This is a genomic window from Gordonia terrae (assembly GCF_051789125.1).
GTDB lineage: Bacteria > Actinomycetota > Actinomycetes > Mycobacteriales > Mycobacteriaceae > Gordonia > Gordonia terrae_A.
Genome location: NZ_CP196526.1, coordinates 1,156,852 through 1,179,391, shown reverse-complemented (window position 1 = coordinate 1,179,391; position 22,540 = coordinate 1,156,852). Strand labels below are relative to the sequence as shown.

Below are 22,540 nucleotides of genomic sequence, written 5' to 3'. Positions count from 1 at the left end.
GGTCACCCCCCTGGCCGGTCGTCGGCCCAGCAGCGCGTCGCCGCGCTGGTGTAGAGCACATGATTGATGTCGGGCAGCGGGACGAGCGGCTGGGTGAGCACCGGCGACTTGCCGTTGCCCGCCACCACGTCGATGCCGCACAGGTAGAACTGGAACCAGGAGCCGAATGTCGCTGCGCGACCGATCTTCTGGAGCTTGATCGGCAGGTTGGTCAGCGTTTCCTCGATGTCGTCGTCGCGCTTGTTGATCTGATCGGCGAGCGACTTGAGTCCGGCGATGTCGCCCTGGATGGACGGACGCGTGGCACCGAGGATGTTCGCGGTGACCGAGGTCAGGTTGGACACCGACGTGATCGCCGAGCCCACCGAACCGCGTTGCGCCGCAAGGCCGGTCACAAGCTTCTCGGTGTTGTCGAGGAGGCTGGTGAACTGCTCGTCGTTCCGGTTGACGGTGTCGAGCACCTTGGTGAGGTTGGTGATGAGCTCACCGATGACCTCGTCCTTGTCGGCGATCGCGTTCGTGAGGTCGGCGGTGTCGCTGACCAGACGCGTGATCGAGCCGCCCTGACCGTCGAAGATCGCGATGATCTGCTCGGTCAGCTTGTTCACATCCGACGCCGACAGCTGCTGGAACAGCGGCCGGAAGCCGTTGAACAGCTCGGTGAGGTTCACCGGCGGATGGGTGTCGGTGCGGCCGGGCGTGAGCCCGAAGGTGTGACCCTGCGGAACCGTCTGCGATGGATCGCCCGCGCCCCGCTCGAGCGCCAGATACCGCAGACCGGTCAGGTTGCGATAACGGATGTAGAGCTGGGTGCCGTCGGGCAGACGGTCGCGATCGACGTTGAACGCGACGAGCGCACGGTTGCGGTCATAGACCTCGACGCTCTCCACCTGACCGATGCGCACACCGGCGATGCGGACATCGTCGCCCGGATTGAGCAGCGTGGCGTCGGTGAAGACGGCCTTGAACTTCGCATCCCCGTCACCGCCGGCGTTGGCGATGGTGACGGCGAGCAGGCTGGTGGTGACCACGGTGACCACGCCGAAGATGATCAGCTTGATCAGGGGTCCGACGATCGACTTCATTTGATGTCGACCTTCGCTCCCTGCAGCGCACCGCCGCCGATCATGGTCACCCAGGTCGGCACATCCTCGGGCGCCTTACCACTGGTGGCGCCGTAGATGACCTGCAGCTGCTTGCGGTAGTCCGGGTCGTCGAAGGGGTTGGCCTCGGCCACGACCGGCTTCGCCGCGGTCGATACCGATCCGGCCGGCACGCCGCTGAACTGCGGCTGCGGCAGCTGGGGCATGTTGCGGGGGCCGGGATTGCGCGACGGCGGCTGGTAGCTGCCGTCGGCGAGGCCGCCGCCCGGGTACTGCGGGAACGGGCGGTTGCCACCCATCTTGGGGTCGTAACACACAGCAGGCGGATCGAGGTCCATGAAGCGGGGTTCGTCCTGGTTCGGTAGGTAACGGCCGCGGGGGTTGGCGAACTGCAGGTTCACACGCACGCCCGGGTTCTTGGTTCCCTGGCCGACGATCTTGCGCGACTCCGGGATCAAGCCCGCGAAGTTGCGGAAGGTGCACACGAACGTCGGCGACTGTTTGGCGAGTCCGACGAGCAGCTCCTCGGAATCGACGGCCAGATCGATCAGGTCCGTGCGATTGGCCCGGAGCCAACCGGTGAGGTCGTCCGACGCCACGCCCAGGGTGGCGATCAGGGTGCGCAGGTCGTCCTGACGTTCGACGATCGTGTTCGTCGTCGTCCGCAGCGAGTCCAGCGCATCGACCACATCGGGCAGCGCCTGCTTGTAGGTCTGCGAGAAGGTGGCCAGGCCTTCGAGGGTGCCCTCGAGCTCGGGCAGGTTCTCGTTGATCTCGCCGAAGATCTCGTCGAGCTCCTCCAGCGTGGTGCCGAGCTGCTCACCGCGGCCCGACAACGCCGACGAGAGCGAGGTCAGCGTCGCGTTCAGGTCCTGCGGCGGAATCGCCTCGAGGACCGGGAGCAGCTTGTCGAACAGCTGCTGGATCTCCAGGGCGTTGCCGCTGCGGTCGGTCTGGATCGTCGCGCCGTTGCTCAGCGTCGGCCCGGAGTTGTTCTCGGGCACCTGCAGTGCGACGTAGCGCTCGCCGAACAGGGTCTTCGGCAGGATGCGCGCGGTGGTCTTGTCCGACAGCGTCGAGGCCTGATCGGGGTTGAGCCCCAACACCACTTCGACGGAACCGTCGGGACCGGGCTTCACATCGCGCACCTCGCCGACGGTCATGCCGCGGGCCTTGACGTCGGCGTTCTCCGGCAGAGCGTTGCCGGTCGAATCGGTGAGCAACGTGACGTCGGTGAACTCGGTGAACGTCTTGTTGAACTTCGTGATCGTCGCGGTGAGGAACAGCGCGACCACGATGAAGAAGACGAGGCCGAGAAGTCGTTTACGTAGGACCGGCACGCTAACCCCCCACTCGCACCGTTGTGGTGGTACCCCAGATCGCGAGGCCGAGGAAGAAGTCCAGGACCGCGATGAGCACCAATGCCGCACGTACCGCGTGACCCACGGCCACGCCGACGCCGGCCGGACCGCCCGACGCGTAGTAGCCGTAGTAGCAGTGCACCAGGATGATGACGAAGGCGAAGACCAGCACCTTGCCGAACGACCACAGGACGTCGGCCGGTGGCAGGAACAGGTTGAAGTAGTGGTCGTAAGAGCCACCGGACTGACCGTTGAACACGGTTGTCACCACGCGCGAGGCGAGGTAGGCCGAGAGCAGACCGAGGACGTAGAGCGGGATAACGGCGATGAAGCCGGCGATCACGCGCGTCGAGACGAGGAACGGGATCGACGGCACGGCCATCGTCTCCAGCGCGTCGATCTCCTCGGAGATCCGCATGGCGCCCAGCTGCGCGGTGAAGCCACAGCCGACGGTCGCCGAGAGGGCGAGGCCCGCGACCAGCGGCGCCACCTCGCGGGTGTTGACGTAGGCGGAGAGGAAGCCGGTCAGGGCCTGCGAACCGATCTGGTCGAGCGCGGCATAACCCTGCAGGCCGACCACGACGCCGGTGAACCCCGACATCAGCACCATCACGCCGATGGTGCCGCCGATGACCGCGAGTCCGCCCGAACCGAACGCGACCTCGGCGAGCAGGCGCATGACCTCACGCGTGTAGTGCACCAGGGTCTTCGGGATCCAGGCGAGCGTGCGGCCGTAGAACGACATCTGCTCGCCGGCACCGTCGAGCACCTTGAGCGGCTTGCCCAGCTGCTTGCGGGCCTCGTACATGTAGTACTCGGGCCGGCTCTTGGCGATCGTCACACCGCCCCCACCTTCGGTCACGTCTAGCTCCCCTTCGGTGGGACGACCTGCAGGTAGACCGCAGTGATGATCAGGTTGGCCAAGAACAGCAGCAGGAAGGTGATGACGACGCTCTGGTTGACCGCGTCACCCACGCCCTTCGGCCCACCCTTGGGGTTGAGGCCTTTGTACGACGCCACGACACCGGCGAGGACACCGAAGATCGCGGCCTTGAGGGTCGAGACCCAGAGGTCGGGCAGCTGGGCGAGCGCGCCGAACGACGCCAGGTAGGCGCCGGGCGTTCCGCCCTGGACCACGACGTTGAAGAAGTAACCACCACCGATGCCGATGACGGCGACCAGACCGTTGAGCAGCATCGCCACCAGCACCATGGCCAGCACACGCGGTACGACGAGGCGCTGGATCGGGTTGATGCCGAGCACCTCCATCGCGTCGATCTCCTCGCGGATGGTGCGCGACCCGAGGTCGGCGGCGACCGCAGACCCGGCCGCGCCCGCGATGAGCAGCGACGTCACCAGCGGCGAACCCTGCTGGATGACCACCAGCACGCTCGCCGCACCGGTGTAGGACTCCGCACCGAGCTGCTTGATCAGCGAACCCGTCTGGAGCGAGACGATGGCACCGAACGGAATCGCGATCAGTGCCGTCGGCAGGATCGTCACGCTGGCGATGAACCACGCCTGCTGGATGAACTCCCGCCACTGAAACGGGCGCACAAAGGTCTGGCGTGCAACATCGACGAAGAGCTGAACAATATTGCCGGTCTGCGACAGAGCACCTGTCCCGGCTTGCGCGATTCGATCGACGCCACGCGTGGTGGCACTGGTCATCCCTGAGGTGTCCGCCCTTCATTCCCGTCAGCACGGTGAGCGGGCTTGGTCAGCGCGTCACCGGGTGTGTGCCACTGCTCGGTCGGTGCATCACTGCCGCCGTAGTCGATCACGTCTGTCTTGGCATCTGCGACCGCGACGTTGCCGCCGGGTGCCGCGGTCCATTCGTTGTTCCGGTTGTCGCCGGGCTCCCGCCCGTTCGCCATGTTGTCGGCGTGCGCGCGGCTCTCCTCGCGGATCTGGTCTTCTTGTTCCTGGCTGCGGCGGATCGCTTCCTGCGCGTTCTCCGGCAGATCGGGCAGCATCTGGTGCACGCGCTCGCGGTGGCGGGCGATGGCCTTGCGTTCGGGCATACCGGGATTGGGCTGCACCTGCGGGATGATCTCGGTGAAGTCCTCCTTGGTACCACCACCGGAGATACCCGCGGCCTGCATCGCCTCTTCCTGCTTCTGGACGGCCTCGTCCTTCTCCTCGGACATGCCGATCGGACCGAACCGGTCACCGGAGAGGAACTGCTTGACCACCGGCTGCTCAGAGGTCAGCAACTGCTCACGCGGACCGAACATCACCAACTCCTTGCGGAACAACATCCCGATGTTGTCCGGGATCGTGCGCGCGATGTTGATGTTGTGCGTGACGATCAGGATCGTCGCATCGATCTGGGCATTGATGTCGATCAACAACTGGCTGATGTAGGCCGTACGCACCGGATCCAGACCCGAGTCCGGCTCATCACACAGGATGATCTGCGGATCCAACACCAACGCGCGTGCCAGGCCGGCACGCTTGCGCATACCGCCGGAGATCTCACCGGGCAGCTTGTCCTCGGCACCGGTCAGACCGACCAAGTCGATCTTCTCCATCACGATGTCGCGGACCTCGTTCTCCTTCTTCTTCGTGTGCTCACGAAGCGGGAACGCGATGTTGTCGAACAAGCTCATCGACCCGAACAGCGCACCGTCCTGGAACAGCACACCGAACAGCTTGCGGATCTCATAGAGTTCCTTGGCCGAGCACTGCGTGATGTCGGTGCCATCGATGATCACCGACCCCTGCTCCGGGTGCAGCAGACCGATCAGGGTCTTCAAAAACACCGACTTACCCGTACCCGACGGACCCAGCAGTGCAGAGACCTCGCCCTCCGGCAGGGTCAGGGAGACATCACGCCAAATGTTCTGCGAACCGAACGACTTGGTGAGTCCTTCGACGCTGACCTCAACACCCACAATTCCTCCAGACGATCGCTGCCCCCGAGGCGGCCACGGTGTGACCGCGCACCAACCGGCGGCATTTGTGGTTGGGGTCACTCTAACCGACCGAACCCGGGCCACGACGCCACCGCATGGTTCTCAGCATTGGCTGCGGGAAACCTACCGCCCGGTAACTCCCTCCGCGACGATGACAATAACCGATGGTTCGCGGTGAGGGAAGTCGGGTCGGGGTCCCCGATGTGACGGCCACCGCAGACCTCGGCTTCATCCGCGGGACGCGATTTCGACGACTGGGCGCCGCGCATCGGGGTCGATGAGCGGGCGGGTGTCGAAGTGGTGTCAGATGCGATATCGCAGTCCGCGACGACAGCGTTAGCGTGGGCGCACGGTCAGGCTGCGGGAGAGCCGATTGTGGCCAGCCACGGTCGTAACAGATCGACGAGTTCCCTGCGTTCCAGAGTCGACCACGTCCATCGGATCACCATGATCCCTCGGGCGCGCAGCGCGTCTTCCCTGCGCTTCTCGCGGATCAGCGCATCGCGGGGCTCTTCTCCGGGGCGCAGTAGCCGACCGTATTTCTGCAGGCCGTCGAATTCGCCGATCACCCGGCCCGCCCAGTCGAAGTCCGCCCGCACCTCTCCGTCTGGAGTGAGGAACGTGCTCTGTAGCCGAGGCGCCGGGAGGCCGGCGACGGTCATCTGCGCCCGGCTCCATGACTCGCCGACGCTCTCCGAGAGACGATCCGAACACGACAGTGCACGGCGAGCTGTGCCGACGTTCTTCCACCCCGCTCGTACGTCGAGCATGGCTGTCATCGTGTCTCGATCCGCGTCCTTGGCGAGCGCACGATCGAAGACGACGAGCCCCTGGGCGAAGTCACCGGCCATCGCGATGTCGACGGCGGTGCGCTCGAGACTCGTGACCGACAGGCCGTCGACCGTGACCATCTCATCGCGCCCCAGGGGGCCGTTGTGGACGTGACGGTGTCCGCGGACGTAGCCACCACTGGATCTCGCCGCCTTCGTCAGGTGGACCGTCGCGCGATCTGGATGCAGTGTGTCGAGCCCGAGCATGGCCGCGGCCGACTCGTGGCTCAGTGTCGAGATGCCGCGGTCCCGTGCCGATGTCGCGACGGCCACGGATCGTCGGCGATAAAGCAGATCGGCGCCCTCCGGCCCCTCGAACCGCGCCCGCCCCTCGACCCACACCCCTGGGGCCAACCGCACGAGGTCGCCGCGTCGGACCGCATCGGCGACGACGTCGTCGCCGATACCGGCCCGCAGGGTCGCTTCGCGACGGACGAGACCGTACCGGTCGGTGGGCAGTTGATGAGCGAAAGGCGCGGGCATGGGACTTGGACGCACCGACAGTGCCTGCGGATCCATCCGCCGTGCCAGGACCCCGGGCCGCCCCGCCCCGTACGAAGTCGCATGCGACTTCATTTCGTCGGCGCGACTTCGATCGAGGTCGCGTCGACGAAATGAGATCGCGTGCGACCTCAATTCGGGGGCCGGTGTGCGGGCGAACCCCGACGAGGACCCGGCCCGGCGACCCTCCCGACCCAGCGACCCCTCCCCCGAAACAGCGAACCCCTCCCCGAAACAGCGACGAGCCCGGAACAGCGATGCTGTTCCGGGCTCGTGAACGCTAGCGCGTGAGAAGCGGTCTTACTTGACCGAAACCTTGGCGCCGGCCTCTTCGAGCTTGGCCTTGGCAGCCTCGGCGGCGTCCTTGTCGACCTTCTCCAGCAGAGCCTTCGGAGCGCTCTCGACGAGGTCCTTGGCTTCCTTCAGGCCCAGGCCCGAGACGACCTCGCGGACGACCTTGATGACCTGGATCTTCTTGTCGCCGGCACCCTCGAGGATGACGTCGAACTCGTCCTGCTCGGCAGCAGCCTCGGCGCCACCGGCAGCCGGGGCACCGGCAGCGGCAACGGCGACCGGAGCCGCGGCGGTGACCTCGAAGACCTCTTCGAACTTCTTCACGAAATCGCTGAGCTCCAGCAGAGTCAGTTCCTTGAACTGATCGATGAGCTCGTCAGCGGTGAGCTTCGCCATGATCGGCGTCCTTCCTGTATGTCCCCGTACGGGGGTTGGTGTTCATCCCCGTACGGTTCGGGGATTGCGGTGGTGCGGCGGACGACCTATTCGGTCTCGCCGGCTTCGTTCTTCTTCTCCTGCAGGGCCGCGGCCAGGCGCGCCACCTGCGAAGCCGGCTGGTTGAACAGACCGGCGGCCTTTGCCAAGTTGCCCTTCATGGCACCGGCGAGCTTGGCCAGCAAGACCTCACGGGTCTCAAGGTCGGCGATCTGCTCGATCTCGGCAATGGACAGCGCGCGGCCGTCCATGTACCCGCCCTTGATGACCAGCGCCTTGTTGTCCTTGGCGAAAGTCTTGATCGCCTTCGCGGCCACAACCGGTTCACCCTCGATGAAGGCGATGGCGGTCGGACCGGTGAACAGCTCGTCGAGCCCTTCCACGCCCGCCTCAGCAGCGGCGCGCTTCACCAGGGTGTTCTTGGCGACGGAGTAGGTTGCACCCTCACCGAGGGAACGTCGCAGCGTGCTGATCTGGGTGACGGACAGGCCACGGTATTCCGTGACAACCGTCGCCGTGGAGCTCTTGAACTGCTCCGCGATCTCCGCAACTGCGGCGACCTTTTCGGACTTGGCCATACTTCGCCTCCTCTCCTCGTCACTATGAGTTGGTCGAGTCCAACACCGAGAGCGACGGGCTTCGGAACGGCGAGCGAGGGCATCGAAACGACAAACGCCCCGGCACACAGGCACGGGGCGTGAACGCGCACACTGAAAGTGTGGGGCGACATTCCTCGTTCATCCTGCGTGGGCCGGCGACCTCGTCGCGCCTTCGTCCGGGAAATCCCGACGACCAACGGTCTCTGGTTGAACCGATACGACACACGGGTGTGCATCACATCGAGGACTAGGCTACGCGGACGTGGACGAACAATCCAAATCGTCGGACCCGCACGACCCCAACGGCCGCGCGCAGGCCGCCGCGGACGCCGTCTACGACCGGCACCTCCAGCGGGCCTTCTGGCTGCCGGGGACGCGGGCCGCCGCGGTCGCCTGGCCGATCGGGCGGATGCAGGCGCAGTTCGGATCCTGGCACTACTGGTGGCACGCGCACCTCGTCGACCTCCTGGTCGACGCCGCGATCCATCGCCCCGCACCCGGGACTGCGTCCGATGTCAACCGGTTGTTGCGCGGCATCCGTATTCGCAACGGCGGCCGCTGGACCAACGACTACTACGACGACATGGCCTGGCTGGGCCTGGCCGTCGAACGTGCCGACCGCCACCTGGGCCTCGACCATGCGGGTGGACTCCGGATCCTCGCGGGCCAGATGCTCGACGCCTGGGTTCCCGACGACGGCGGCGGAATCCCGTGGCGCAAGGCCGATCAGTTCTTCAACGCGCCGGCCAACGGCCCGGCCGCGATCCTGCTGGCGCGCACAGGCCACGTCGACCGCGCGGTGGCGATGTGCGACTGGATGGACGCCAATCTCATCCATCCGCAGTCACACCTCGTCATCGACGGCCTGAAGAAGCAGCCCGACGGATCGCTGAAGGCCGAGACGGGGACGTTCACCTACTGCCAAGGGGTGGTCCTCGGTGCCGAACTCGAGGCATTCCGGTCGACGGGCGACGGCACACACCTCGACCGGATGGTCCGGCTGTTGGACGCCGTGGAGCGCCACTGCTGCACCGACGGCGTCATCAACGGCGGCGGCGGTGGCGACGGCGGCCTGTTCCACGGCATCCTCGCCCGCTACCTCGCGCTCATCGCCACCGATCTGCCCCCGGTCGAGGGTTCGGATGAACTTCGCGCCCGCGCTGCACGGATCGTGACCACCAGTGCCGACGCCGCATGGGAGAACAGAGCCGCGATCGGGGGCCGTCCGGTCTTCGGCAGCGACTGGCGTCGTCGAGCGGTCGTGCCCACCGACTCGGGCACGAAAGCCCAGTTCGTAGCTGGTGCGGTCAACCCGTCGGAGATCCCCGAGCGCGATCTGTCGGTCCAGCTCTCGGCGTGGATGGTGCTCGAAGCGGCGGCGGCGATCGAGCTGGCGAAGCCGGAACGTGACCTGCCGTGAGTGGAGCATGTCCAAAAAGTGGCCACCTGGTTAGCCATCCGATACCGGAACTGAGTTATCCTTCAGAAAATGCGTGAAGTGACCTGGAACACATCGAGATCCGCCTCGGCGGGCGTCGACCGGGCGCTCGCGACCGACACGAGGGGTGTCGGTGTCCACCCCGGCCATCTCGATCCGTGCAGCAACACGCGGTGTGACACCTGACCCCAGGCAGGGTGATGCACCATGACGTATCAGTTGGATCCCGCGCAGGCACCTGCCCACCGCATTCCCGCGGCCCGCCCACGCCCCACCGGTACGCCGCATTTCGGCACCCTCCCCCTCGGCGACCCGACCGGCGGCGCCGACGGGATGCGCTGGCGCGAACAGGTCGACGGCAAGCAGCTGTATCCCCGAGTCGCCATCGATCGCAACGTGTCGTTGACGATGAGTGACGGTGTCGTCCTCCGGGCAACCGTCATCCGTCCTGCCAACCGCTTCGGCCAGACGGTCCTCACGCCGTATCCGGCGGTCATCAACATCAACCCGTACAACCGCGCCGCGATCGATTTCATCGACCAGACCCTGCACGCACCGGTACTCGGGAAGGCGCTGCACACCGCCTCACGGTCCATCGACGGGACCGGAACCGCGCTCGAAGGCCTCACGACGCTGACGCAGACCCTGTCCGGTGGCGTCTTCGACGTCTTCGGCATCAATCGCAACCTGGTGCGCAGCGGCTACGTGCAGGTCATCGTCGACGTCCGCGGAACGGGTGCCAGCCTGGGCAAATGGCAGATCCTCGGTCCTCGCGAGCAGCAGGACTCGGTGGAGGTCATCGACTGGGTGACCGAGCAGGAATGGTGCGACGGAAGCGTGGGGATGGCCGGCTGGTCGTACTCGGCCATCAACTCGTTGCAGGCCGCGGACAAGCGGCCCGCCGCCCTCAAGGCCGTCTTCGCCGTGGAGGGTTGCGACGACCTCGTTCGCGACATCTACATCACCGGCGGCATGCCGTCGGCATTCATCCCGGTGTGGTTGTCCGCGGTCAACATGCTCAAGTGGGTTCCCAACCCCGCGAACGTGGTTCGAGACATCATGCACGGTGACGCGTTGCGCTGGGCCATGGACCGGGTGAAGTCGCCGGCCACCGAGATCCCCTCGTTGCTGTTGGGATTCCTCACCGCGCGCGACCCGCGCATCTTCGACGACCCGTATTTCGACGATCGCGACCCGGTGATCGACCGCATCGAGGCACCCACCTTCACCGTCGGCGCTTGGCATGATCTGTTCGGCCGCAGTGCAACCGGGGTGTACGAGCGGTTGCAGATGGAACCCGGACGCAAGCAGATGATCGTCGGCGACGGCTATCACCTCGACGTCGGATCCGGCTACGGCGGCAAGTTCGCGCCGCCTCGCCTCGACGTCCTCGAGCGCGCCTGGTTCGACCGCTGGCTCAAAGGGCACCGCAACGGTGTCGAGTACTACGGCCCTGTCACCATGCTGCAGCAGGGCGGCGCCTGGACCGCGGGCACCAGCTTCCCCCGCGCCGGGGTCTCTCCGACCCGGCTCTACCTGAGCGCCGAATCGTCGTCGACAGCCGAGCACACGGTGCACGACGGATCACTCAGCCCCGTTCCGACGCAGGACCATTCGTCTTTGCACGTCCGTCCCGACGCCCGCGGACTGCGGTCACGCGACATGACCCAGGTGACCGCGGGCGCGACGATGGTGCTCGGCGCCGACTTCGCCAAAGACGCCCGCCACCAGGAGCACGGTGCGTTGTCGTTCACGACCGAACCGGTCGTCGAGGCCACCCCGATCAGCGGCGCGATGAATCTGCGCCTCAACGTCGCGACCGCAGCGCACGAGGCGATCTGGGCGGTCACGGTGAACGATGTTGCGCCCGACGGTACTTCGACGGTGCTGACCAACGGCGCTCTCTCCGCGTCCAACCGGGCCCTGGACCGCAGCAAGTCGACATACGCCGAGGACGGCAGTCTGCTCTCGGCACACCACTACCTGTCCCGCAAACGCAAACTGCCGGTGCCCGCCGACGAACCGATCCGCATCGACGTCGACCTCGTCCCCACCGACGCCGTCCTCCAGCCCGGTCACCGGTTGCGCGTGGACGTCTACGCCGCCAGCCTGCCGCGGTACCTGACGCTGGTACCCGACCTCATCAAGGCACGCGGGCGCCGCCATCAGCGTCTCGTCCTCGACCCCGACCACCCGAGTCATCTCACGTTGCTGGCGGGTGACGGGCTGCGCTGAGGCGGTTCTCGGGCGGGCCGAGGAGCGGCCCAGCTGGCATAGTGGCTGCCATGCAGACGGATCGCGCGGATCGGGGACCGACGTGAAGCTCGGCATGTTGTATTCACTGTCGGGCAACCAGGCAGAGATGGAGCAGTCGATCCTGGACGGGGCGATGCTCGCCGTCCACCAGATCAACGCGCGCGGTGGCGTTCTGGGTTCGGACGTCCAGGTCGCGATCTACGACGACCACTCCGAGGTGTCGTCGACCGCCCGCGGTGTGGACCATCTGTGCACCACCGAGAAGGTCGACGCCATCGTGGGTGGATACACCTCGGCGGCCCGTTTGGCGCTGACCCCGGCAATCCACGCGAATGCCTCGTTGTTGATGTACCCCACGTACTTCGAGGGCGAGGAGACCGATTCGCGGATCTTCTACTGCGGCGCCGCGCCCAACCAGTATGTCGCCGACTATCTGGCGTGGGTCGCCGGCACTCTCGGCCGGCGCGTGTACGTCGTCGGCTCGGACTACATCTATCCGCGGGTCCTGGCCGAGGCGATCCGACGACTCGCCGGAAGCCTCGGGCTCGAGATCGTCGGTGACCGCTATGCACCCCTGAGTGAGACCAGGTTCGAGTCGATCATCGACGACATCGATCGGGTGCGCCCCGACGTCGTGGTGTGCAATCTCGTCGGCACCGACTCGACGACCGCGTTCTACACCCAGTATCACCTCGCCGGATTGACCCCGGACACGATTCCGATCGCGGCAACCGTCACCACCGAACTGGATCTGGCCCACATGCCGACCGAGGTCAGCGACGGGCACTACATGGTCGCGACCTATTTCTCCGAGCTGTCGTCGCCGGTGAACGACACGTTCCGGCGCGATCTGGCGGACGTTCGGGGCCAACGGTGGAGTCACGCCGCCCAGATCGGGGCGTTCAATGCGGTTCACGCGCTCGCGCTGGCCGCCGAGCAGGCCCAGTCACTCGATGTCGACGCCCTGTCCCGCGCGCTCATCGGCATCCGCTTCGAAGACAATCCCGAAGGTGCGCCGTTCTACTTCCGCGCCAACCACTACAGTTCGCATCCGTCTTACGTCGGTCGTGCCGCAGGCGGCAGGTATGAGGTCATCGCCGACTTCGCCGCGCGCCAGCCCGATCCGTGGTGGTCAGGGCGTCCCGCGGCTACGGTCCCCCCGTCCGCGGGTCGCCTCGCCGACGCATAGGGCCAGGTAATAGTCGGTGCGATCGACCATCGACTGCAATCCACGGCCGGTCAGCTTCTCGATGCGCGACAGTCGATATCGCAACGTGTTGATGTGGATGCCCAGTTCATTGGCCGTCGCGCCCGAGTGGCAGTCGAGTGCGAAGAACGTGATCAGAGTGGACACATAGCTCGTGTCCTTTTCCTTGTCATAGGCGAGTACCGGATCGAGCAGCGAACGGCGCAGCGCCGCCGACCGTTCCGAGTCGCCGCCCAGAAGCGTCGCGGCGAGCGGCACCGGCAGCGCGATCGTGGCCGACGACTGATCGTCGGCACGGGAGTTCCGCTCGGCCATCTGCCGAGCGTTGATGAGCCCCCTCGTCAGGTCGTCGCTGCTCCGGATCACGTAGGAGCTGCCGCCGACGGCGAGCTCGGGGCGCCGGGCGACGAAGATGTCGGTGAATGTCCGCAGGTGCGCGTCGAAGTCGCGTCCTGTCGGTGGTGCCGGGCCCTTCTCCGTGCCCGTCTTGATCAGTGCGTACGCGACCGACTCGTGTGCTGCCGCCACGGTCGCAAGGCCGGCGCAGGCACCCAGGTCGTGCAAGGCGTCGACGACCCTCGTCGCCGAGGTGTCACCGTGCGGCCCGATGATCACCGCCACCGAGTGGACGCGATCGCCTGATCCGTAACCGAAGGAGCCGACCCACGGATCCATCGCCGACGACGGGATCCGGGCCTCGATCAGCTCGCGAACGAGGGCTACCTCCAGGGGCCTGCGCATCGTCCGGTTCACCCGCAGCAGGTACGCGTCGGCGTCGGCGTCGTTCACGAGCTTGCGAACCCTGGTCGATTCGAGTGGACGCCGTCGCGGATTCGAGAGCACCAGGGCCGCAGCAGACCTCGGCAAGGTGACATGCAGGGCCGCAGCGGTCCCGGGGATCGCGTGCAGGACAGCGGGAGTCAACGCAATGCTCTTTCGCAGGAGATCGATGTCGACGGTTGCGGACGACGCTGAGAGGACGGCGCCGTCGAGCACCACGGCCCCGTTGATGCCCGACGCGCGGTGAAACGCCCCGAGGGACGCCAGAATCGATGCCACCGGACCGGATTCGTCAGGGGCGTCGTCGACGATCGAATGCGGCGCGACGATCATCTCGATGTCGCGAAACGTCTTTGTCCTGGGGAGCATGTAGATCGGTACGCCGTGGCTCACGCAGGCGGACACGAACTCGGCGGACAGGTTGTCGTCGTCGGTGTCCACCACCACCGCGGCTGCAGCGCACTGCCGCAGCGTCGCCGCGAACACCTCCGACGCGCCCGTCGTCGGCCACCCCGTCGAGCCCATGTGGACGATGTCCCCCGCTCCGACCTCGGCGGGCTCGATTCGACCGACCTCGCAGATACCGGACACCTCCACGTGTCGCGTCCGCCCAGCTGCCCCCGGGGTGACCGACAGCAGACCCACACCGATGACGACGTCGCCCACGGTCGCCATCCGATCGCCTCCTCGTCGCCGTCCTGTTCGTCGATTATCGGTGCTCACAGTCGTTTTCACCACCCGACCGGACATGGTCGTCAGTGTTTCCGTTGTGTGACATCACGTTTCCGGCCCATGTCGGACATATCCGCGTTACGCGCCGAGAGGGACGGTTTCCGCAGGTCGCGTGCTGACGGGCCTTGCGTCGCGTGCGAACGTCCAGCGGCCGGCGGCGCACCACTGGTCGGTGAGCCAATTGTCCGACGCCGCCGCGGCGGGTTTCGTGATGAGCGTCCCGAGACCGCTGAGCCACGAGGAAGTACCCATGACGAAAGCCATCAGCCGGACCGACAAGGTCCGCACCGCCGTCGACATCGGTGGGACGTTCACCGACGTCTTCATCCAGCAGTCCGACGGCACGATCGTCACCGCGAAGTATCCGACCCAGAGCAACCCCATCGAGGGTGTGCTGGCCGGGATGGAGCAGGCCGGCGTCGCGTGGGAGGATGTCGAATTCTTCTCGCACGGAACGACAATCGCGACCAACGCACTCATCACGAGGAAGTTCCCGAAGGTCGCACTGGTGACGACCGAGGGCTTTCGGGACGTGATCGAGATCCGGCGCGGTGATCGTGAGTCCTGGGATCCGTACCAGGAGGTCGCCCCGCCGGTGGTGCCCCGTCGTCACCGCCTGACCGTTCCCGAACGGATCGGTTACGACGGCACCGTACTCGAACCGCTCGACGAGGCCGCCGCACGCGAGGTCGCCCGTATTCTACGCCGACGCGAGATCGAGACCGTGGCAGTGTGTTTCGTCAACTCCTTCACCAATCCCGCGCACGAGAACCGGATGGCCGAGATCCTCGCCGAGGAACTGCCGGGCGTGTCCATCACCACCTCCAGCGATGTCCTGCCGGAGATCTTCGAATACGAACGCTTCTCGACGACCGTGGCCAACGCCGCACTCGTCCCGATCATCGGCCCCTACGCCCGGACGCTGGAGGGACGCCTGGCTGAGGCGGGTTACGACAACGATGTCCTGCTGCTCCATTCGGGAGGCGGGGTCATGACACCGACCATGGCCGAGAAGTACGGCGCCCGTCTGGCCGCCTCCGGGATCGCGGCAGGGGCGATCGCGAGCCGGCACATCGCCCGCACATGCGGTTTCGAGAATTCGATCGGGTTCGACATGGGCGGGACCTCCACCGACGTCTCGCTCACCGACAACGGCGTGCTGGCGACGACGAACATGTGGAGCGTCGCGTTCGGTCACCCGATCTGCTTCCCCAGCATCGAAGTGCTGACCATCGGCGCCGGTGGCGGGTCGATCGCCTGGCTCGACGACGCCGGTTCGCTGCGCAACGGTCCGCAGTCCGCGGGGTCCGACCCCGGTCCGGCCTGCTACGGCGCGTCGGGGGATCTCGCCACCAACACCGACGCCAACCTCATCCTGGGCACCGTCGGCAAGAAGCTGGCCGGCGGTGTGAAGGAGCTCGACGAGTCGATGGCGCGGGCGGCCCTGGAGAAGATCTCCGCGCCACTGGGTCTCGACGTCGAGACGGCGGCGCAGTCGATCATCAAGGTCGCCAATGCCAACATGGCCGATGCGATCCGTCTGATCTCCATCCGCAAGGGTCACGATCCGCGGGACTTCGCGCTGGTCGGCTTCGGCGGAGCCGGACCGCTGCACGCCGCCTATCTCGCCAAGGACCTGGGCATCCCGACGGTCATCATCCCGCCGCACCCGGGAGTCACCTCGGCGATGGGTTGCATGTTGGTCGACATCCAGCACGACATCACCCGGATGTACCTCGCCGACGCCGCCGACGCCGACCTCGACCATCTGACCGCCACCTTCGCCGAGTTGCAGGAGGAAGGTCGCGCACGTCTGTCGGCCGAGCACGTCGACCCCGACGACATGCTCTTCGAGTACCACCTCGACATGCGCTACGAGGGACAGTGGCGGGCGATCGCGGTGCCGGTGTCGATGCCCCTGACGAGCCTCGACGAGGTGATCGCGACCTTCCACGCGACGCATCTCAAGGAGCACAACTTCGCCGCGGAGGACACCGGCGTCGAGATCTACCGGATCTCGTTGCGCGCCATCGGGCTCACCCCTCGGATGGACACGGTTCCCGCCGATCTGATCGATCCGGCGACCTTCTCACCGGAGCCCCTCGAGGTGCGGGATGTGCTCTTCCCGGACGAGGTCGCCCGACTGGCGACGCCGGTCTACGACCGTGCCGGCCTGCCGCCCGGAGCCGTACTGGCCGGTCCGTGCATCGTCGACCAGCTCGATTCGACGACCGTCGTCCCGCCGCGGACCTCGGCCCGCGTCGACGAGTGGGGCAACCTCTTGCTCACCGCCGCCGAGTGATCTCCCATCGTCTCTGACAGAACAGGAAAACCCCACCATGGCAACAACACTCGATCCGGTCACCTTCGAGGTGCTGAAGAACGCCTTCATCAACACCGTCGACCAGATGGCCGAACAGATCCTCCGGACCTGCTACTCGTTCGTCATCTATTCCCGTGACTTCTCCTCGGCCCTCTGCGACACCGAGGGCAACACGGTCATGCAGGGCACCGGCGACATCGCCGCCCACGTCGGAACCCTGCACTACACCGCCAAGGCGGTCATCCGGCAGTTCGAGGGCGACATCCACCCCGGCGACGTCTTCGTCATCAACGATGTCTACGAGGGAGGCAGCCACTTCAACGACACCCGCATCATCCGGCCCATCTACTACGACGGTGAGCTGCTCGGGTACGCACAGGCCAACGGGCACTGGGCCGACGTCGGCGGTGCCACTCCCGGCTCGTTCAACGTCAAGGCACTCGATCACATGGGTGAGGGGCTTCGGATCCCGCCGACCCGACTGTGGAGCAAGGACCAGTTCCTCGAAGACGTCGCGTACCTCATCGCAAAGAACACCCGCAACCCGCGCGACATCATCGGCGACATGCAGGCGCAGGCCGAGGCAACTCGCGTCGCCGAGCGCGAGATCCAGCGCCTGTGCGACAAGTACGGCGTCGAGACCATCAAGACGGCGATGGCCGAAGTGCAGGACTATGTCGAGGATCTCACCCGCGCCAAGATCTCCGAGCTCCCCGACGGTGTCTGGTACACCGAGGATTACATCGACCAGGACCCGGCACGCGGCGAGGGTCTCATCCCGATCAAGACACGGATGACCATCTCCGGAGACACCGTGCACTACGACCTCAGCGAGTCGCACGCCTCGATCTCGTCGATGCTCAACGCCGGATTCGGCGGGTCGTTCGCCGGCATCGTCGCCGGTACGAAAATGCAGTTTCCCGACATCCCGTTGAATTCCGGGTTCTACCGCGTCGTGACCGCGGACCTCGGGCCGCTCGGATCGGTCGTCAACGCCGATTGGCCGTCGCCGTGTGCCGGCTTCTGCTCGGGCCCGTTCGAGAAGATCATGAGTTCGGTCTTCGAGATCTGGTCGGACATCCAGCCCGAGCGCGCGATGGCATGCACGTTCAACCTGGAGTACCTCCTGGTGGGTGGTCGAGATCAACGCGGAGAAGGCAATCCGAATTTCATGTGGTACGACTGGATGATGGGCGGCTGGGGCGGCCGCAACGGCGCCGACGGTTACAACGCATCCGCCGCCGTCTTCGGTGTCCAGTACGGCACACAACCTTTCGAAGGGCAGGAGCGCCTGGCCCCGGTTCTCACCTCGTGTCACGACCTGGTGCCCGACTCCGGCGGGCCCGGCAAGTTCCGGGGCGGCCTCGGCGCCGAGAAGGGCGGAAAGCTGTGGGCCAGCGACAACACCGTCATGTCCTACTGCTGTGACCGCGAACGGTCGGTCACCTGGGGTCTGTGGGGCGGCCTGCCGTCGATCCCCCACGGCGTCTGGCTCAACAAGGGCACCGAGGACGAGCAATATCTCGGCTCGATCTTCGCCGCGGTTCCCATCAAGTCGGGAGACGAGTTCACCCGCCCGTCGGCCGGGGGCGGCGGCCTCGGTGACCCGCTCCAACGGGACGTCGACGCGGTACTGGAGGACGTCATCGACGGCTACGTCTCGATTGCTCGCGCGGAGAAGGACTACGGCGTGGTCATCAAGGAGATCGACCCCGAGATCTTCTCCTACGAGGTCGATCTCGAAGCCACCATCGGTGCGCGTGAGTACATCCGCAGCAATCGGCACGCGTGGATCGAACGCGACCCGGAAGCGGTTTCCGCGGAGTATCGCTCCGGTCTGATCAACGAGATGGACTGTGTCCGTCAGTACGGCGTGATCCTCGACTGGGGCAGCGGTGAAGTGCTGACCAACACGACGGCACAGTTCCGGCAGATGTTGCAGCGGCGCACCGTCGTCCACTGGACCGACGACCCCGGCATCGACTTCGTCCCGGGCACCTTGACGGTGTCGGAACCGGCGATCGTCTGACGTCCCGACTCCGGGACCCGATTCGTACGAACACCCAGCGGCGGGTGATGGCGACGACGCCATTCACCCGCCGCTGCTCCGCTTTGACCCGAAACCACTCGAACCTCAAGGAATGCAATGACTCTCGACATCTCATCCTCCAGGGCGGGCGGAGTTCCGCCCCTGGACGTCACGTACACCGACGATCCCCAGGTCCTGGCACGCGCCGCAGCCGAGGACTACTCCATGCACATCGTGCCCAACTCCTGGCGGACGTCGCGGTCGTCGGTGTCGATGGCCTGGTTCGGCCTGATGAGCGCGATGTTCTTCGTGGTCGTCGGCGCCACCGTCTCACTCTCGGTGGGAGCCACCGACGCCCTCATCGGCATCGGGCTTTCCGTGGTGGCCTACGGCGCCATCAACTCCGTCGCAGCCAAGTTCGCCAACCAGACCGGAACCAGCGTCTCGCTGTTCTCCCGCGTCGTGTTCGGTCGCGCCGGATCCGCTTTCGCCGCAGCCCTGTTCGGGATCACGATCGCCTACTACGTGGTGGCCGAGGGTGCGATCGTCGCGTCGGCCCTGCATGCCTACTTCGGCGGTCTCCCGATCGCGTTCTGGGCGTTCGTGGTCGTCGCCTACCAGGCGCCGCTGGCGTGGCGAGGTGTCGCCACCTGGCTCGACCGGCTCAACGGGGTACTGCTGCCGCTCTACGTCGTCGGACTGATCGGCTCGGTGGTGTGGGCGATCGCCGAATACGGTTACAGCAACGACTGGCTCACCTATGAGCCGGAGGCCGCGGCCGATCTCGGCGTGCCCGGATGGTGGTACGCCTTCGTCATCTACATGGGCGTCTGGGTCGTCACCATGATGGCCTGGGACTACGCGCGATTCGGCCGCCCGCAGGATGCGACCTTCAACGCACGCGTGTCCTTCGGCACCCCGTTCTATGTCGTCACGCTCCTGATCAACGCGGCAGTCGGCATGTTCCTCGCCCAGACCATCACCATCGCCGGACCACTCTCGGAGGAGTCGGCGATCCTCGGGATCGTGGGCATGATGGGCATCTGGGGTCTGCTGTGGGTCGTCGTCAGCCAGACACGCGTCAACAGCGGCAATTTCTACCTGGCATCGACGAACTTCCAGAACTTCTTCGCCCGCACCGTCAAGTTCTCGATGCCCCGCACCTTCTGGGTGGGCGTGGTCGCCGTGATCGTCTACCTGATGATGCTGACGAACGTGCTGTCCTGGATCACCACCTCGCTCCAGTACCAGGGTGTCCTCATCGTCGGATGGGTCGCGATCGCACTGACCCACATCGGCTGGATGCGCCTGCGCAAGATCCCGGCCGATTCGCTGGAGTTCCGTCCGGGACGCGTGCCCGCGGTCAACCCGGCCGGCGTCGGTGCCTGGGCGGCCGCATCCGTGATCGGCATCGCTCTCGTCCTGTTCGGCGGTACTTTCGGCGCGGTGTGGGCGTCGCCCATCGCCTTCGTCGTCGCCGGCGTCATCTACGCTGTGGCGCTCAAGTTCCGGCGCGAAGGCTGGTTCACCATGCAACGCCCCCACGACCCTCGGAATGAGGTCGACGACATGTGGGAGGCGCGCATCCGCTGTCACTGCTGCGACGACAGCTACATCGCCTACGAGATGGACCGCGATCCGTCCGCCGACCACGCGGCGATCTGCTTGGCCTGCGCCTCAGACGATCTCGAGTTCCAGCGCGCCGCAGATCGGGAGGCGAAGACCGGGTAGAAATCGCGCACACCATCACCGGTCGACAAGTCCGCCACCGCCCGTTTGCGGTGGTGGGCTTTGTCGTTCGAGACCCGTGCGTCGCCGAGGCGTGAACCTCAGCGACCATCCTCGTCTTCGGGATGCCGGACCAAATCCGCGTGCGTCCTCGACGACCAGGTCCCGGGGTCGCTCGTCGCCGAATGCTGCTTGCGTGTGAAACCCTGGGACAGCAGCCTCTCTCGACGCCCGCGGCGCACCATGTCGACACGCTCGGCAGAGGGATCGCGGACCTTCAGCTCACTCCTGAGTCGGCGAGAACGACGCGATAGACGAAAGCCGCCTCGGGCCCGAGTACGAGTCCGACGAGTTCGACGAGCGTCAGCACGAAGCCACGGCCGTGAGCGGGTCCGGCCGTGCCGTCGAGGTGGTGCGCGAGTTCGTGCAGAACCACCAGCTCACGTAGCGCCCACCGCCCCTCTCGCGACGACGGTATGGCGATCTCCGCCTCGACCTGGGTGCCATCGTCTGCGCGAACTCTCGCGGCATAGTGCGCCGACCGCTGACCGCGGCGTTCGCGGACCGACACCGGCTCCGCGGCCCGGGGGAAACCCGACCGCACCGCGGGCAGTTCGAGCACCCGACGCACGTAGTCGTCCACGGCGTCGATGGAGGCGAACCTCGCCTCCGCCGGCAGCGTGATCTCGGTGCCGGCGAGCTGGACGGTCCGCGACGACGAGACGTTGTCGAAGAGCCGGTGCACGAGGTGCTCGGCCTCATAGAATCGGGCGCGCCCCGTGTCCCGGTCACTCACGGCTTCGCCGATGATGAGAGCGGACCCGGCGCCGGGAGCAAAGCGAGCGGGCCGAAATTCAACCCCGGCGCCGGGAGCGAAGCGAGCGGGCCGAAGCTCAACCCGGAGCCGATGGGAGTGTTCATGCGCCGTCCTGACATCGATGCAATCCGTGAGAAGGTACTACAACTGCCCGGCGCTTCCCTGGTTCTGCGCATCGTCGTCGACATCGCTCGGGGCAACATCACCGACCGGTCGATGACACTGGCCGCACAAGCGTTCACGTCGATCCTCCCGATCGTGATCCTCGTGCTCAACCTTCCGGGCACCGACGTCGTCGATGACGCCCTGACCGATCTGGGCATCCCGATCAGCCGGCTCGACTCGACCTGGGTCGATGACCCGACCTCCGCCACGACCTTCGGGATCGTCGGTGCGCTGATGACCATCGCCGGCGCCACCTCCCTGTCCCGTGCCCTCGGCCGAATGTATGTGTCGATCTGGGACGTCGCCAAACTGCCGTGGCGTACGTTCTGGCGGTGGGTGGTGGTGGTCTTCCTGATCCCCGTCGCGGTCACCGCGCAAGGGCTTTCCACCGGGTTGCAGGCCACCTCGCTGTTCGGTGTGCGCATCGGAGACCGCGGCGTCCTCGGGATCGTGCTCGTTCTCGTCGTGACCCTGGTGATCTGGTCGGCCACGTTCACCGCCATCCCCCGTCTCCTGGTGTCGTCGCAGGTTCCGATGAAGTTGCTCGTCCTCAACGGGGTCGGGACCGGCCTCCTCATCACGGTGCTGCTGGCCGGCAGCCGCGTCGGCCTGCCCGCACTCGCCGCGGGCACCATCCGCAGTTACGGCACTCTCGGTATCGTCTTCGTCGCCATCAGTTGGCTGTTCGTGTTCGCTCTGATCCTGGTCGTCACCGCCATCGTCGTGCACGCCGCCGCAACCGACGAGGGCCGCGTCGGTCGGTGGGTGCGGCACTGGGCGGGCACCCCGACGCCGTTCGCCCCGACATCGTCGGTGGCCTGGTACGACCGAACACCCTGAACCCCGCGATCGACAATCGGGTACCCCACGATCGGCATCGCCTATCCAACCCCTGAGTGCGCCACCGGCTGCTGACACTGGCTGTGCAAGTCGAGCCATGTGAGAGGGACCGGAATGAACCGTCACCAGTCATCCGCGAGTCACCGCACCCGCACCGGGTCGCCGAAACCGCGAGTATTCCGCC

The 22,540-nt window shown here is 66.2% G+C and carries 17 protein-coding genes; 7 read left to right on the top strand and 10 right to left on the bottom strand.

Going from position 1 to position 22,540, the window contains the following annotated elements:
• Positions 1-2: 2 nt before the first annotated feature.
• The 8 genes from ACSUZC_RS05370 to rplJ form a co-directional block, all read right to left on the bottom strand.
• Positions 3-1,085, bottom strand: a complete 1,083-nt coding sequence (locus ACSUZC_RS05370) for an MCE family protein (protein WP_439031852.1) — start codon at positions 1,083-1,085, stop codon at positions 3-5.
• Positions 1,082-2,443, bottom strand: a complete 1,362-nt coding sequence (locus ACSUZC_RS05365; protein WP_439031851.1) for an MCE family protein — start codon at positions 2,441-2,443, stop codon at positions 1,082-1,084. The genes ACSUZC_RS05370 and ACSUZC_RS05365 overlap by 4 nt, the downstream gene beginning before the upstream one ends.
• Before the next feature lies 1 nt (position 2,444).
• Positions 2,445-3,272 (bottom strand): MlaE family ABC transporter permease, encoded by an 828-nt coding sequence (locus ACSUZC_RS05360; RefSeq protein ID WP_044507639.1) that lies wholly within the window; start codon positions 3,270-3,272, stop codon positions 2,445-2,447.
• A gap of 56 nt (positions 3,273-3,328) precedes the next feature.
• Complete coding sequence (locus ACSUZC_RS05355) at positions 3,329-4,135, bottom strand: MlaE family ABC transporter permease (protein WP_238421520.1); 807 nt, start codon at positions 4,133-4,135, stop codon at positions 3,329-3,331.
• Positions 4,132-5,361: an ABC transporter ATP-binding protein gene (locus tag ACSUZC_RS05350; protein ID WP_439032998.1), complete on the bottom strand. Its 1,230-nt coding sequence runs from the start codon at positions 5,359-5,361 to the stop codon at positions 4,132-4,134. Before ACSUZC_RS05350 ends, ACSUZC_RS05355 begins: the two co-directional genes overlap by 4 nt.
• A gap of 374 nt (positions 5,362-5,735) precedes the next feature.
• Entirely contained in the window at positions 5,736-6,695 is a 960-nt protein-coding gene (locus ACSUZC_RS05345) for a hypothetical protein (RefSeq protein ID WP_439031850.1), read from the bottom strand.
• Positions 6,696-7,013: 318 nt separating this feature from the next.
• Positions 7,014-7,403: a 50S ribosomal protein L7/L12 gene (gene rplL / locus ACSUZC_RS05340; RefSeq protein WP_010844580.1), complete on the bottom strand. Its 390-nt coding sequence runs from the start codon at positions 7,401-7,403 to the stop codon at positions 7,014-7,016.
• 86 nt (positions 7,404-7,489) lie between these two features.
• Positions 7,490-8,020, bottom strand: a complete 531-nt coding sequence (gene rplJ / locus ACSUZC_RS05335) for a 50S ribosomal protein L10 (RefSeq protein ID WP_004019499.1) — start codon at positions 8,018-8,020, stop codon at positions 7,490-7,492.
• 283 nt (positions 8,021-8,303) lie between these two features.
• On the opposite strand from rplJ, the gene ACSUZC_RS05330 reads away from it, so the two are divergent.
• The 3 genes from ACSUZC_RS05330 to ACSUZC_RS05320 all read left to right on the top strand — a co-directional run bounded on the left by ACSUZC_RS05330 (position 8,304) and on the right by ACSUZC_RS05320 (position 12,924).
• A complete protein-coding gene (locus ACSUZC_RS05330; protein ID WP_439031849.1) occupies positions 8,304-9,461 on the top strand; it encodes a glycoside hydrolase family 76 protein in 1,158 nt (385 codons plus the stop codon).
• 225 nt (positions 9,462-9,686) lie between these two features.
• Positions 9,687-11,714, top strand: a complete 2,028-nt coding sequence (locus ACSUZC_RS05325) for a CocE/NonD family hydrolase (RefSeq protein ID WP_439031848.1) — start codon at positions 9,687-9,689, stop codon at positions 11,712-11,714.
• Positions 11,715-11,808: 94 nt separating this feature from the next.
• The gene (locus tag ACSUZC_RS05320; RefSeq protein WP_439031847.1) at positions 11,809-12,924 is read left to right on the top strand and encodes a transporter substrate-binding protein; all 1,116 of its coding nucleotides are present in this window, start codon (positions 11,809-11,811) and stop codon (positions 12,922-12,924) included.
• On the opposite strand, the gene ACSUZC_RS05315 is transcribed toward ACSUZC_RS05320, so the two are convergent.
• Positions 12,868-14,397, bottom strand: coding sequence for a PucR family transcriptional regulator (locus tag ACSUZC_RS05315; RefSeq protein ID WP_439031846.1), 1,530 nt, complete (start codon positions 14,395-14,397; stop codon positions 12,868-12,870). The two genes, ACSUZC_RS05320 and ACSUZC_RS05315, sit on opposite strands and share 57 nt — an antisense overlap.
• A 307-nt stretch (positions 14,398-14,704) precedes the next feature.
• On the opposite strand from ACSUZC_RS05315, the gene ACSUZC_RS05310 reads away from it, so the two are divergent.
• The 3 genes from ACSUZC_RS05310 to ACSUZC_RS05300 all read left to right on the top strand — a co-directional run bounded on the left by ACSUZC_RS05310 (position 14,705) and on the right by ACSUZC_RS05300 (position 20,537).
• Positions 14,705-16,756, top strand: a complete 2,052-nt coding sequence (locus tag ACSUZC_RS05310; RefSeq protein WP_439031845.1) for a hydantoinase/oxoprolinase family protein — start codon at positions 14,705-14,707, stop codon at positions 16,754-16,756.
• A 37-nt stretch (positions 16,757-16,793) separates the two neighbouring features.
• A complete protein-coding gene (locus ACSUZC_RS05305) occupies positions 16,794-18,806 on the top strand; it encodes a hydantoinase B/oxoprolinase family protein (RefSeq protein ID WP_439031844.1) in 2,013 nt (670 codons plus the stop codon).
• A 117-nt stretch (positions 18,807-18,923) separates the two neighbouring features.
• Positions 18,924-20,537 carry a purine-cytosine permease family protein gene (locus tag ACSUZC_RS05300; RefSeq protein WP_439031843.1) on the top strand — a complete coding sequence of 538 codons (1,614 nt, stop codon included), beginning with the start codon at positions 18,924-18,926 and terminating at the stop codon, positions 20,535-20,537.
• Between the two features lie 274 nt (positions 20,538-20,811).
• On the opposite strand, the gene ACSUZC_RS05295 is transcribed toward ACSUZC_RS05300, so the two are convergent.
• Positions 20,812-21,330 carry a TIGR04338 family metallohydrolase gene (locus ACSUZC_RS05295; RefSeq protein WP_439031842.1) on the bottom strand — a complete coding sequence of 173 codons (519 nt, stop codon included), beginning with the start codon at positions 21,328-21,330 and terminating at the stop codon, positions 20,812-20,814.
• 123 nt (positions 21,331-21,453) lie between these two features.
• Between ACSUZC_RS05295 and ACSUZC_RS05290 the strand changes: the two genes are divergently transcribed.
• Positions 21,454-22,356: a hypothetical protein gene (locus ACSUZC_RS05290; RefSeq protein WP_439031841.1), complete on the top strand. Its 903-nt coding sequence runs from the start codon at positions 21,454-21,456 to the stop codon at positions 22,354-22,356.
• Positions 22,357-22,540 lie beyond the last annotated feature (184 nt).